Below are 12,260 nucleotides of genomic sequence, written 5' to 3'. Positions count from 1 at the left end.
ATCCATTCGCCACTCGCCATTCGCCATTCGCTCCATGATTATCCTCGCCATCGATACCGCGCTCGACGCCTGCTCCGCCGCGGTGCTCGACACCACCGCGAGCAAGTCGCTCGCGCTGGAATCGCAACCGATGAAGCGCGGGCATGCTGAGGCGCTGATGCCGCTGATCGCGCGGGTGATGAAGGAAAGCGGCATCGCCTTCACCTCCCTCGATCGCATTGCTGTCACGACCGGTCCCGGCAGTTTCACCGGGCTGCGCGTCGGCCTGTCAGCGGCGCGCGGCATCGCTCTGGCGGCCAACAAGCCGGTCGTCGGCATCACCACGCTGACCGCCTATGCCGCGCCCGTTGTCGCCGAGAACGGCGAGCATCCGATCATCTCCGCGATCGATGCGCGGCACGACCATGTCTATTTCCAGGTGGTGAGCGGCGACGGCAGCCCACGGGTCAAGCCGAAGGTGGCGCCGATCGAAGCGGCAATCGAGGCCGCGCAGCTTGGCGCGCCACATCTGGTCGGCAACGCCGCAAGAATCCTCGCGGACCGCTGGCCGGCAGAGACGGCGCCACCGCTCAAGGTCGATCCTCAGGCCGCGCCCGATATCACCTGGGTTGCCTGGGTCGGCGCTGCCGTCAGTCCGGAATCGGCGCCCGCGCGGCCGTTCTATCTGCGCGCGCCGGACGCAAAGCCATCGGCCAATCCGCTGCTCGACGTCGCCCAACCGACAGCGTCATGATGGCCTGGCTCTCCGATTGGCTCAACCGCGGCACGCCGGCGGTCGAACCCGCGACTGCGCGCGACGCACCGCGTCTGGCGCAGTTGCATGGCGCTTCGTTTCATCGCGGCTGGGGCGAAGGCGAGTTCGAGGCGATGCTTGCCGAGCGCAACACGCTGGTGCATCGCCTGCGGCTCGGGCGCAAGACCATCGGCTTTGCGGTGTCGCGGATGGGAGCAGATGAAGCTGAAATCCTGTCGATCACGATCGATTCCAGCCAGCGCGGCCGCGGGCTGTCGCGCAATTTGTTGTTGACCCATCTCGGCCATCTTGCCGGCCGCGGCGTGCGCACTGTTTTCCTCGAAGTGGAGGAAAACAACCAGCCGGCACGACGGCTCTACGAACGGGCCGGATTTGCCGTCGTCGGTCGCCGCGAACGCTATTACAAGCAGCCGGGCGGGGAACATTTGAATGCACTTCTGATGCGGCGTGACTTGTCGTAACATGCGGGCGGTGGCAGAACAGTCCTGCCCTGCGCTTCAAGGCTCAATAAACATGGCTCCGCTGAAATCCTTGTCTGCGATGAAAAACACCGGCATCGAGGCGCGCTGCGCCGCGACCGGCATGCGCATGACCGAGCAGCGCCGCGTCATCGCGCGCGTGCTGGCCGAATCGGTGGATCATCCGGACGTCGAGGAGCTTTACCGGCGCTGCGTCGCGATCGATGACAAGATCTCGATCTCGACCGTCTATCGCACGGTCAAATTGTTCGAGGATGCGGGCATCATCGAGCGCCACGACTTCCGTGAGGGTCGCGCGCGCTATGAGCAGATGCCCGACAGCCACCACGACCACCTGATCAATCTGCGGGACGGCAAGGTGATCGAATTCACGTCCGAAGAGATCGAGAAATTGCAGGCGGAGATCGCCCGCAAGCTCGGCTACAAGCTGGTCGACCACCGGCTCGAACTCTATTGCGTCCCGCTGGACGACGATAAGTCGTAATCTGATTTGACCCCTGATCTTATCATCTTCGATTGCGATGGCGTGCTGGTCGACAGCGAAGTCATCTCCTGCCGCGCGCATGCCGAGGTGCTGACGCGTCACGGCTATCCGATCACGTCCGAACAAGTGTTCGATCGTTTCCTCGGTCGCTCGACGCGCCAGGCGAATCTCGAAATCGAAGCCGAGCTCGGCCACAGCCTGCCAGATGATTTTCACATGCAATTGCAGGACGAACTGTTCCGTTCCTTCGAGGCCGATCTGCAAGCGGTGCCACACATTCACGCTGCGCTCGATCGGATCGCGCAGCCCTTTTGCGTGGCGTCCAGCGGCTCACCGCAACGCATGCACGTCAGCCTTGGCCGCGCCGCGCTGTACGGACGATTCGCGCCGAACATCTTTTCGGCCCTGCAGGTCAAGAACGGCAAGCCGGCGCCCGATCTGTTCCTGTTCGCGGCCGAGCAGATGAAGGTGGCGCCCGAACGCTGCGTCGTGGTCGAGGACAGCATCGCCGGCATCACGGCCGCCCGGGCCGCCGGGATGGCGGTGCTCGGCTTTTGCGGCGGCAGCCATTGCGGGCCGGGCCACGCCGAGGCGCTGCGCGCCGCTGGCGCCATGGTGACGTTCGCGGACATGCGGGAACTGCCCGGGCTGATCGAGGGCGGCGCCATCGCGGCCACAATCTGAACCGGTATTCCGGGAGCCGCCCGGAATGACGGGCCCAAAAACTGGATTTTGACCGCTTTAGACTATATTTGAGCCCTGCGCCCTGAATGCGCTCCTTTCCACCCCAAGCAGGTTCCATGACGCCGCCGCGCCAGCTGCACATCAAATCCTATGGCTGCCAGATGAATGTCTACGATGCGCAGCGCATGGTGGATACGCTGGCCGGCGAGGGCTTTGTCGAGACCGCAAACGCCGACGAAGCGGACCTGGTGATCCTCAACACCTGCCATATCCGCGAGAAAGCCTCGGAAAAGGTCTATTCCGAGCTCGGGCGGCTGCGCGTGATGAAGGACGACGCCGCGCGGCAGGGGCGCGACGTGAAAATTGCGGTCGCCGGCTGCGTTGCGCAAGCCGAAGGCGAGGAGATCGTTCGGCGCGCACCGACCGTCGACGTCGTGGTCGGTCCGCAGAGCTACCACCATCTGCCGCACCTGCTGAAGCAGGCGAAGGCAGAAGGCCGTGCGCTGGAAACCGAATTCCCCGTCGACGACAAGTTCGGATTTCTGCCGCCGCCGAAACCCGAGGCTATCCGCTCGCGCGGCATTTCCGCCTTTGTCACCGTGCAGGAGGGCTGTGACAAGTTCTGCACCTTCTGCGTCGTGCCTTACACGCGCGGCGCGGAAGTCTCTCGTCCCGTGACAAGGATCATCGAGGATGTCACACGGCTTGCCGACAACGGCGTGCGCGAGATCACCCTGATCGGGCAGAACGTCAACGCCTATCACGGCGAAGGGCCGGATGGACGAAGCTGGCCGCTCGGCAAATTGCTCGAGCGGCTCGCCGCAATCCCCGGGGTGCTGCGCCTGCGCTATTCGACCAGCCACCCCCGCGACGTCGAGGACAGCCTGATCGAGGCGCATCGCGACTTGCCGGCGCTGATGCCATTCGTGCACCTGCCGGTGCAGTCCGGTTCGGACCGGATTTTAGCAGCCATGAACCGCAAACATACCGCCGATGATTACCGCCGCGTCATCGACCGGCTTCGTGCGGTACGCCAAGACATTGCTTTTTCATCGGATTTCATCGTCGGCTTCCCCAGCGAAAGTAGGGAAGATTTTTCCGCAACCCTCGCGCTTGTCATGCAAATAGGGTACGCTGCAGCTTATTCGTTCAAGTATTCGCCCCGGCCCGGCACGCCGGCGGCGGACATGCAGGAGATGGTGCCAGCGGCAGAGATGGACGAGCGTTTGGAGCGGCTCCAGAACTTGATCGACAGCCAGCAATCAGCCTTCAACAAGGCTGCGATCGGCACCACGGTCGATGTGCTGTTTGAACGTGCCGGCCGCAACCCGGGCCAAATCGTCGGCCGCACGGCCTATCTGCAGCCCGCGCATGTGATGGCTTCGTCGGATATCGTCGGAAAAATCCTGCCGGTCCGGGTCGATAGCCTCGAGCGCTACAGCCTGCTCGGCGAGCTCGCCGCACGTGATGCGCGGCCGCTAGTATCCGCTTTTTCGCAGACGCCCATTGGAGCCTGAACCCTTGCCAAAAAGCGCATCGGATTCATCTTCGCTTGCTCCCAGCCGCAAACCCGACCGCGACATGCAGATCCCGCCAGAGACCCAGGTCGTCATCGACTTCGACGACAACCGCGCCGCTTCGGCGCTGGTCGGCCCTTATGGCCAGAATCTGGCACAGATCGAACGCCGGCTCGGCGTCGTCGTCGATTCCCGCGGCAACCAGATCACCATCGCCGGCTCCCGCGACGGCTGCGACGCCGCGCGGCGCGTGCTGGAGACACTCTATGGCCAGGCAACGCAGGGACATGACCTGTCGCAGGGTGACGTCGAAGGTGCGATCCGCGCCGTGATCGCGCAGGGCTCGCTGTTCGAATTCGACGCCAAGACCGCAAAGCCTTCGTTCGAGACCATCAATCTGCGCAAGCGCCCGGTGCGGGCGCGCACCGCCGCGCAGGATTCCTATATCCGTGCGCTGAAGCGGCACGAGCTGGTGTTCGGCGTCGGCCCCGCCGGCACCGGCAAGACCTGGCTTGCGGTCGCCTATGCCGCGCAACTGTTCGAGCGCAAGGAGGTCGATCGCATCATCCTGACACGGCCTGCGGTCGAGGCCGGTGAACGGCTCGGGTTCTTGCCCGGCGATCTCCGCGAGAAAGTCGACCCCTATCTGCGGCCGATCTATGATGCGCTCTATGACCTGATGGACGCGCGCGTGGTGGAGCGTGCGCTGCAAGGCGGCGAGATCGAGATCGCGCCGCTTGCCTTCATGCGCGGCCGCACGCTGACCAATGCCGTCATCATCCTGGATGAAGCGCAAAACACCACCTCGATGCAGATGAAGATGTTCCTGACGCGGCTCGGCGAGAACAGCCGCATGATCGTCACCGGCGACCCTTCGCAGGTCGACTTGCCACACGGCCAGGCCTCGGGACTGGCGGAAGCGGTAAGCCTGCTGGATGGCGTCGAGGGCATCGCACAGGTGCACTTCACGGCGGAGGACGTGATCCGTCACGAATTGGTGGCACGGATCGTTGCCGCCTATGAGGGATTGCCACAGCGGCAGGTCGCCGCCAAATCATGATGTCATCAGCCGGCCGCACGGACCTGCCGCTGGCAGGTTCCAGCCGCAACCCAAACGCCTAGAAACAACTTTTTGGAACGACAGTGTCTTCCGCCCTCCCCGCTACCGAGGTTCTGGTCACAGCCGATTGCTGGCAGACGGTGCCGAATGCTGAAGCGGTGATCCATCGCGCCATCGAGGCCGCCGCCGAGATCGCCGAGGCCGATGTCGCCGAGGCCGAACTGGCAGTGATGCTGACGGATGATTCGGGAATCCGGACGCTGAACTGCAACTGGCGCGGCATCGACAAGCCGACCAACGTGCTGTCGTTTCCGGCGCTGCAGACGACGGGCGCAGACGGCCTGGACGACGCCCCGCGCATGCTCGGCGATATCGCGATCGCTTATGAGACGACGCGCAAGGAGGCCGACGAGGAAGACAAGCCGTTTGATCATCATCTGAGCCACCTTGCGGTTCACGGCTTCCTGCACCTGATCGGCTATGACCACGAAAACGACGACGACGCCGAGCAAATGGAAAATCTCGAGCGCGAAATCCTCGCGCAGCTCGGCATTCCCGATCCGTATTCGGACCGGGAGCGGATGGACTGAAATGGCGGACTCCGAACCAACCCACGACAATCCGCGCGACGTGCGCAACCTGCCGGCCGTTGTGCCGGAGGAGACACAGCGTCCCGCTGCGGAAAGCTGGCTCTTGCGCGCGATCCGCACCCTGTTCGGCTGGAAGGCGGGATCGGTCCGCGACGATCTGCAGGTGGTACTCGATGCGTCAACGCCCGATGACGTGAACTTTTCCGCCGTCGAGCGCACCATGCTGCGCAACATCCTCAACCTGCATGAGCGGCGTATCGCCGATGTGATGGTGCATCGCGCCGACATCGTCGCGGTGAAGCGCGATATCCCGCTCGGCGAATTGATGAGCCTGTTCGAAAGCGCCGCGCATTCGCGCCTCGTGGTCTACAACGAAACCCTCGATGATCCCGAGGGAATGGTGCACATCCGCGACCTGCTCGCCTTCATGACCGCACGAGCGCGCGTCAGCGACGCCGGCAAGACGCGGCGCAAGAAGCCGTTTCCCGCCGGCCTCGACCTGCGCGCGGTTGATCTCGCGCTGCCGCTCCACGAAGCCAATATCATCCGAAAGCTGCTTTATGTGCCGCCGTCGATGCGCGCGATCGACCTGTTGGTGCAGATGCAGGCCACGCGTATTCACCTCGCCCTGGTGGTCGACGAATACGGCGGCACCGACGGGCTGGTGACGATCGAGGACCTCGTCGAGGAGATCGTCGGCGAGATCGACGACGAGCACGACAGCGACGAGCCGCCGTCGATCGTGCGCCAGCCGGACAACTCATTCATCGCCGACGCCCGGGCGAGCCTCGAAGATGTCCGCTCCGTCATCGGCGAAGAGTTCGTGACGGGCGAGGCCGGTGAGGAGGTCGAGACGCTCGGCGGCTATCTGGTGTCGTTTGTCGGCCGCGTGCCGGTGCGCGGCGAGTTGATTTCCGGGCCCGGCAATTTCGAGGTCGAGGTGCTCGACGCCGATCCGCGACGAGTCAAGCGCGTGCGGATCGCGACACGCAAGGAACGCAACGTTCCACGCAAGGAGCGCGAGGGCCGTCGCCGCAGCGAGGCGGCGCCCGATGCCAGCCCGCAGGCCAACGACACTGCGCCTCCGCCATCCGGCGATGGAGCCGGTCCGCAGTGAGATTTTCCGATCAACTCCGCGCGGCCGGGCTTTCGATCATCCTGACCTGGGGATGGAAGCGCGCCGTCATTGCACTTGTCGCCGGCGCCCTGTCGTCGCTTGCGATGGCGCCGTTCAACGCCTGGCCGATCCTGTTCCTGACCTTCCCGGTCGCGGTCTGGCTGATCGACGGCGCCGGCGCCGGAAAGTGGCGTGGCATCCCAGCGGCGGCGATCTCCGGCTATTGGTTCGGGCTCGGCTACTTCGTGCCTGGGCTTTACTGGATCGGCTATGCCTTCCTGGTCGATGCGCAGACCTTCGCCTGGCTGATGCCGTTTGCGGTGTTGGGCCTGCCCGCCTATCTCGCGCTGTTTCCCGCGCTCGGCTTTGCGCTGGCGCGCCTGCTCTGGACCCCCGACGGTTTCCGCGTGCTGGCGCTGGCGGCGAGCCTGACCATCGCCGAATGGCTGCGTGGCCATGTGCTATCAGGGTTTCCTTGGAACGCCTTCGGCTATGCGCTGTCAGAACCGTTGGCGCTGGCGCAGACCGCGTCAGTGATCGGGCTGTGGGGCATGACCTTCCTTGCCGTCGCAATCTTCGCCAGTCCGGCGGTCCTGATCGATGGCAAATCGTCCAACCGAAAGCTGTGGCGGGTGCCGGCCACCGCGCTGCTCGTGCTGGCGGCCATGCTGATTTTCGGCGCGGTGCGGCTATCGCGGTTGCCGACCGCCATGGTCTCCAACGTCAAGCTGCGCATCATGCAGCCCAACCTGCAGCAGGACGTCAAATTCAACTACGCCGCCAAAGCGGAGGTGATGAAGAAATATCTGACGCTCTCCGATCGCGCCTCGGGCCCGCAATCCACGGGTGTGCGCGACGCCAGCATCCTGATCTGGCCGGAATCGGCGTTTCCGTTCTTCCTGACGCGCGAGGCCGACGCGATGGCGGAGATCGCCGACCTCCTGCCCCCAGGCACCGTGCTGATCACCGGCTCGGTGCGCGCCCCCGATCTGCCGCCAGGCGCCCGCATCACGCGGGCCTATAATTCGATCTACGTCATCGACCACGACGGCAGCGTGCTATCGGTTTACGACAAGCTGCACCTGGTCCCATTCGGCGAATATCTGCCGTTTCAGGATCTGATGGAAAAGCTCGGCTTCGTGCAGCTCACCAAAGTCCATGGCGGATTCATCGCCGGCCAGCGCCGTCATGCGCTGGACATCCCGAATGCACCGCGCGCGCTACCACTGATCTGCTATGAGGCGATTTTTCCCGCCTACATTGACATCCACGACGACCGGCCGGGCTGGATCATCAACGTCACCAATGATGGGTGGTTTGGCATCTCGACCGGCCCCTACCAGCATCTACAGCAGGCGCGGCTGCGCGCCATCGAGGAGGGCCTGCCTGTCGTTCGCGCAGCGAACACCGGAATCTCCGCGGTCATCGATCCGGCGGGACGGATTGTCGCAGAACTCGGCCTTGGCATGGAGGGCGTGCTCGACGCCAGCTTGCCTGCTGCCATTCCGCCGACGGTATATGCACGTTTCAATGACATTCCCGCGGCGACCATTCTGTTTGCCGCATTGTTGCTCGTGATCGGACGGCGTGTTGCCCGGCGCAATTTTTGACGCCTGCGTCGCTCGATGGTTGCCTGTGCAAGGAAAAATCTCGCCGGCACGCTTCCCCAGTTGACAGAACGACCGCGTCATTCGCATTCTACAGTTCCAAGCCGACGTGAAATCCAGCCAGCGCAGTTGCTCAAATTGTCCGCATTCGTCCTCGATCCTCCTCGCAGGATTTTGACGATACCGGCGCCTGAGGCATACTCCATGCCCGTTTTGCCTCATCCCGCCGGGCGCGTAATCCTTCCAGGAGAGTCAAGAGATGTCCACCAAAGCGCCCAATCCTGTTGACAAATATGTCGGCAGCCGTGTCCGCATGCGGCGGATCATGTTGGGCATGAGCCAGGAAAAGCTGGGAGAAAAGCTCGGCCTCACCTTCCAGCAGGTTCAGAAATACGAGAAGGGCACCAACCGCGTCGGCGCCAGCCGACTGCAACAAATTTCCGAAATCCTGCAGGTGCCGGTCTCGTTCCTGTTCGACGGCGGACCAAGCGGATCGGCAACCGCGGAAGGCTTCAGCGAAGGTGCCTCACCCAGCTACGTTTCGGATTTTCTCGCGACCTCCGAAGGACTGGCGCTGACGCGCGCCTTCACGCGCATCGCCGACGCCAAGCTCCGCCGCAGCATCGTCGAACTGGTCGAACAGATCGCCGCCCGCGAAGGCCCTGACAAGCGCTGATCGTCGTCATCATTCCCGCGACATGGCGATTGACGCGCCCGCCGGCGCGGGGGCATGACGTTGGTTCAATCGTTTCCAGATCATGATCCGATTAGACGTAATCGGATCATGATCTCATCTATTTGTTTGAGCATGATCTTTTCGGAAAACCGGTTTCCACTTTTCCGGATCATGCTCTAGATACCGGCGGACCAATGACCACCACATCCTTCAATCCTGCGGAGATTCTCGACGGCATCCGCCGCTGGGTGGAGATCGAGACGCCGACGGAAGCGCCCGAACAGATCAACAAGCTCGCCGATCTCGTCGCCGAAGGCTATCGCGGCCTACCGGCCACACTTGAGCGGATCGCCGGCCAGAACGGATGCGGCGATCATCTCGTCGCGCGTTCGGCCTGGGGCCAGGACGCACCGGGAATCCTGGTGCTGAGCCATCTGGATACAGTGCACCCTCTCAGATTCATCCAGCGCTTGCCATTTGGCATCGACGGCGACAGCGCCTTCGGCCCCGGCATCTACGACATGAAGGGCGGTGCCTTTCTCGCCTACCACGCCTTCAGGGAAATTTGCGCCAACGGCGCGCGCTCGCCGCTCGGCGTCACGCAGCTCTACGTTTCCGACGAGGAGATCGGCAGCCCGACCTCACGGGCGCTGATCGAAGCCGAGGGCCGCAAAGCCAAATATGTGCTGGTGACCGAGCCGGCGCGTGATGGCGGCAAGATCGTCACCGGCCGCAAGGGCGTCGCCCGCTTCGAGATCTTCATCAAGGGCGTGCCCTCGCACGCCGGTACACGGCCCGAGGACGGCCGCAGCGCAATCTGCGAGCTCGGCAACATCATCCAGACGGTCGAGGCGATGAACGATCTGACGCGCGGCATCACCGTCAACGTCGGAGTCGTCAGAGGCGGCACCAAGCCGAACGTGATTGCGGAAGAGGCCTATGCCGAGGTCGACATGCGCGTGCCGACCACCGCCGACGCCGAAGCGCTGGTGCCGAAGATCCTCAATCTGAAATCGCGCACCGACGGCGTCAGCGTGCATGTGGTCGGCGAACTGAACCGGCCCCCTTACGAGAAGACCAGCGCCGGCGCGGCACTCTACGAGCACGCCAGGGCGCTCGCGGCCGAGATCGGCTTCGACCTCGTGGACGCCTCGACCGGCGGCGGCTCCGACGGCAATTTCACGGCGCTGCATAGGGCGACGCTCAACGGCCTCGGCGTGGACGGCAAGGGCGCGCATACCCATTATGAGCAGATGTACATCTCATCGATCGAGCCGCGGGCGCGGCTGCTCTATCAGCTTTACCAGACGCTGCGATGATGAACGCCGCGCGCCATCACGATCGCGATGCACCGCCGAACGACGGCGCGAACGCGCATGCGCATGGCTCATTCTTCGGACGACGCAAGGGCCACAGGCTGCGCGCGCATCAGGCCGACCTGATCGAGCATTTGCTGCCGCATCTGGCGCTCGACATCGCAAGCCGTGCGCCGGCCAGCCTCACCGAACTGTTCGATGACAATATTGAGGATATCAGGCTCGAAATCGGATTTGGCGGCGGCGAGCATCTCGTCGCCGAGGCCCGCGCGTTTCCGAATATCGGCTTCATCGGCTGCGAGCCCTATGTCAACGGGATGGCCAAGATCCTGACCCAGATCGAGGCGCACAATATCGGCAACATCCGCCTGTTCGCGGGCGACGCCGCCGAGCTGCTCGCGTGGGCACCGTCGCAGTCGATGCGGCGCATCGACCTGATCCATCCCGATCCCTGGCCCAAGCGGCGGCACTGGAAGCGCCGCTTTGTCCAGGACGCCACCGTCGCCGCAATGGCGCGCATCCTCAAAGCGGGCGGCGAATTCCGCTTCGTCAGCGACATCGACGATTACTGCGCCTGGACGCTATGGCACCTGATGCGGTCGCCCGACTTCACCTGGACCGCCGAGCGCGCCTCCGACTGGCAGGCGCCCTGGCCCGATTACACGATGACGCGCTACGGCGCCAAAGCCGAGCGCGAGGGACGACGCGCGACGTATTTGCGGTTTCGCCGGACAGGTTGAGCCGTCATTCCGGGGCGTGCGGAGCACGAGCCCGGAATCCATTGAACCACTTGCGCGGGCGGAGAAATGGATTCCGGGCTCACGCTGCGCGTGCTCCGGAATGACAAAGAGATAGCGACTACCGCGTCTTCCAGAAATCCGCTACGCGCTGGGCGGTGGAGGGCATCAGGCGAGTGAAGTTCAGCCGAGCGCTCTCGATGTCGGCGGGCGACGGGACGCGGTTGGGGCCGAGCCGAAGCAGGATCAGCGCGCGCACGGTGGCCCATTCAAGGCCAATGGTCTTGCCCGCGATCAGGATGGGATCGTAGCGGTCGCCGGTGATAAGGCGGTCGAGCGTTGCGATCTTGACGCCGGTCATCGCGGCCAGCGCGCACACCGCTTCCTCGTATTTGAAGGACTTGGCAAAGTCGAGCAGCGCGGCCTCGTTCAATTGATTGGCGTGATGCAACGCGAGGATCGTGCGCTGTGCCGGCGCGAAATCGTGCGCGCTGTCGATCTTATCGCTCATGCCGCTGATCTCGCTGATCGCCTGCTTGATCGCGGCGCGCCGCTCCGGCTTGACCGCGTCGAACAGGCGGCGGCGGACGATCTCAACGGAGCCTGCCACCAGCGCCTTCAACTGCTCGGGCGATAAATCCGCGCGCTGACCGACGGCGAGCGTCAGCACGCTGTCCTGGCTGGCGCGCCGGATCAGCGTCGAATAGCCGCTCGTCGAGAATTCAGCGCCGGCATTGCCCGCCGCGCGCCTGACGACGTCGCGATCGCCGCGGCGGACGATGACGTCGGTCAGATCGGATGAGAGCTTCGGCCGCTCCGCCATCGCGAGTAGATGTTCCTGCCCCTTCTCACGCGCGATTTCGACCAGGACGTGCTCGTCGACGACGGGAGATCGGCGCAGCAGCGGCCCGGCGATCGCAATCTCATCCTCGCGCGCAAGCTGCCCGATCAGCGTGCGCGGCCCATTCGATAGCAGCGACAGCCGTTCGGCGAGCTCCGCCCGCGCGTCGCGATCGGCGTGAGGGACCAGGCTGGTCAGGACACCGTCGAACAGATCGATATGGTCGGTACTGAAGCTCGCCGCCCCCTGCAGGAACAGCTCGCCGATCCGGCGCGCGGCCTCGGCGCGGCGCTTGGGGTCACCGGTACGGACGATCTCGTCGAGTTCAGGGATCAGCGCGGTCGCTGTCGTCGTCATAAGCCTGCCTAAACCGACCCCGCCGTGTCGGTTTTGCGCCG

General features: G+C 64.2%; 13 protein-coding genes. 12 read left to right on the top strand and 1 reads right to left on the bottom strand.

What is annotated here, in order from left to right; translation table 11 throughout:
• The first annotated feature begins 34 nt into the window (after positions 1-34).
• The 12 genes from tsaB to trmB all read left to right on the top strand — a co-directional run bounded on the left by tsaB (position 35) and on the right by trmB (position 11,024).
• On the top strand, positions 35-733 hold the full coding sequence (gene tsaB / locus J6497_RS10310; RefSeq protein ID WP_225704146.1) for a tRNA (adenosine(37)-N6)-threonylcarbamoyltransferase complex dimerization subunit type 1 TsaB: 699 nt from the start codon (positions 35-37) through the stop codon (positions 731-733).
• Positions 730-1,215 (top strand): ribosomal protein S18-alanine N-acetyltransferase, encoded by a 486-nt coding sequence (rimI, locus tag J6497_RS10305; RefSeq protein WP_225704145.1) that lies wholly within the window; start codon positions 730-732, stop codon positions 1,213-1,215. Before tsaB ends, rimI begins: the two co-directional genes overlap by 4 nt.
• A gap of 52 nt (positions 1,216-1,267) precedes the next feature.
• Positions 1,268-1,717 (top strand): Fur family transcriptional regulator, encoded by a 450-nt coding sequence (locus tag J6497_RS10300; protein WP_225704144.1) that lies wholly within the window; start codon positions 1,268-1,270, stop codon positions 1,715-1,717.
• 6 nt (positions 1,718-1,723) lie between these two features.
• Positions 1,724-2,401, top strand: a complete 678-nt coding sequence (locus J6497_RS10295) for an HAD family hydrolase (RefSeq protein ID WP_225704143.1) — start codon at positions 1,724-1,726, stop codon at positions 2,399-2,401.
• Between the two features lie 116 nt (positions 2,402-2,517).
• The gene (gene miaB / locus J6497_RS10290; protein ID WP_225704142.1) at positions 2,518-3,918 is read left to right on the top strand and encodes a tRNA (N6-isopentenyl adenosine(37)-C2)-methylthiotransferase MiaB; all 1,401 of its coding nucleotides are present in this window, start codon (positions 2,518-2,520) and stop codon (positions 3,916-3,918) included.
• Between the two features lie 4 nt (positions 3,919-3,922).
• Positions 3,923-4,978 carry a PhoH family protein gene (locus J6497_RS10285; protein WP_225704141.1) on the top strand — a complete coding sequence of 352 codons (1,056 nt, stop codon included), beginning with the start codon at positions 3,923-3,925 and terminating at the stop codon, positions 4,976-4,978.
• Between the two features lie 83 nt (positions 4,979-5,061).
• The gene (gene ybeY, locus J6497_RS10280) at positions 5,062-5,568 is read left to right on the top strand and encodes an rRNA maturation RNase YbeY (RefSeq protein ID WP_225704140.1); all 507 of its coding nucleotides are present in this window, start codon (positions 5,062-5,064) and stop codon (positions 5,566-5,568) included.
• A 1-nt stretch (position 5,569) separates the two neighbouring features.
• Positions 5,570-6,685 (top strand): hemolysin family protein, encoded by a 1,116-nt coding sequence (locus J6497_RS10275; protein WP_225704139.1) that lies wholly within the window; start codon positions 5,570-5,572, stop codon positions 6,683-6,685.
• Positions 6,682-8,295, top strand: coding sequence for an apolipoprotein N-acyltransferase (lnt, locus tag J6497_RS10270; protein WP_225704138.1), 1,614 nt, complete (start codon positions 6,682-6,684; stop codon positions 8,293-8,295). The genes J6497_RS10275 and lnt overlap by 4 nt, the downstream gene beginning before the upstream one ends.
• Positions 8,296-8,551: 256 nt before the next feature.
• Positions 8,552-8,968, top strand: coding sequence for a helix-turn-helix domain-containing protein (locus J6497_RS10265; protein WP_225704137.1), 417 nt, complete (start codon positions 8,552-8,554; stop codon positions 8,966-8,968).
• A 194-nt stretch (positions 8,969-9,162) separates the two neighbouring features.
• A complete protein-coding gene (locus J6497_RS10260; protein WP_225704136.1) occupies positions 9,163-10,287 on the top strand; it encodes a M20 family metallopeptidase in 1,125 nt (374 codons plus the stop codon).
• Positions 10,287-11,024 carry a tRNA (guanosine(46)-N7)-methyltransferase TrmB gene (gene trmB, locus J6497_RS10255; RefSeq protein WP_225704135.1) on the top strand — a complete coding sequence of 246 codons (738 nt, stop codon included), beginning with the start codon at positions 10,287-10,289 and terminating at the stop codon, positions 11,022-11,024. The genes J6497_RS10260 and trmB overlap by 1 nt, the downstream gene beginning before the upstream one ends.
• Before the next feature lie 118 nt (positions 11,025-11,142).
• Here the strand turns inward: trmB and J6497_RS10250 are convergent, their stop codons facing one another.
• Complete coding sequence (locus tag J6497_RS10250) at positions 11,143-12,219, bottom strand: DUF2336 domain-containing protein (RefSeq protein ID WP_225704134.1); 1,077 nt, start codon at positions 12,217-12,219, stop codon at positions 11,143-11,145.
• Positions 12,220-12,260: the final 41 nt, after the last annotated feature.

The sequence above is a fragment of the Bradyrhizobium cenepequi genome, from assembly GCF_020329485.1.
Taxonomy (GTDB): domain Bacteria; phylum Pseudomonadota; class Alphaproteobacteria; order Rhizobiales; family Xanthobacteraceae; genus Bradyrhizobium; species Bradyrhizobium cenepequi.
The sequence above is the reverse complement of the archived record's forward strand: the minus strand, read 5'-3'. Positions and strand labels throughout refer to the sequence as shown.

Bases quoted from the DNA above. Each gene is read 5' to 3' on its own strand.
- J6497_RS10275 (WP_225704139.1), top strand. From the start codon at position 5,570: ATGGCGGACTCCGAACCAACCCACGACAATCCGCGCGACGTGCGCAAC.
- J6497_RS10260 (WP_225704136.1), top strand. From the start codon at position 9,163: ATGACCACCACATCCTTCAATCCTGCGGAGATTCTCGACGGCATCCGC.
- J6497_RS10265 (WP_225704137.1), top strand. From the start codon at position 8,552: ATGTCCACCAAAGCGCCCAATCCTGTTGACAAATATGTCGGCAGCCGT.
- J6497_RS10250 (WP_225704134.1), bottom strand. From the start codon at position 12,219: ATGACGACGACAGCGACCGCGCTGATCCCTGAACTCGACGAGATCGTC.
- rimI (WP_225704145.1), top strand. From the start codon at position 730: ATGATGGCCTGGCTCTCCGATTGGCTCAACCGCGGCACGCCGGCGGTC.
- trmB (WP_225704135.1), top strand. From the start codon at position 10,287: ATGAACGCCGCGCGCCATCACGATCGCGATGCACCGCCGAACGACGGC.
- tsaB (WP_225704146.1), top strand. From the start codon at position 35: ATGATTATCCTCGCCATCGATACCGCGCTCGACGCCTGCTCCGCCGCG.
- J6497_RS10300 (WP_225704144.1), top strand. From the start codon at position 1,268: ATGGCTCCGCTGAAATCCTTGTCTGCGATGAAAAACACCGGCATCGAG.
- miaB (WP_225704142.1), top strand. From the start codon at position 2,518: ATGACGCCGCCGCGCCAGCTGCACATCAAATCCTATGGCTGCCAGATG.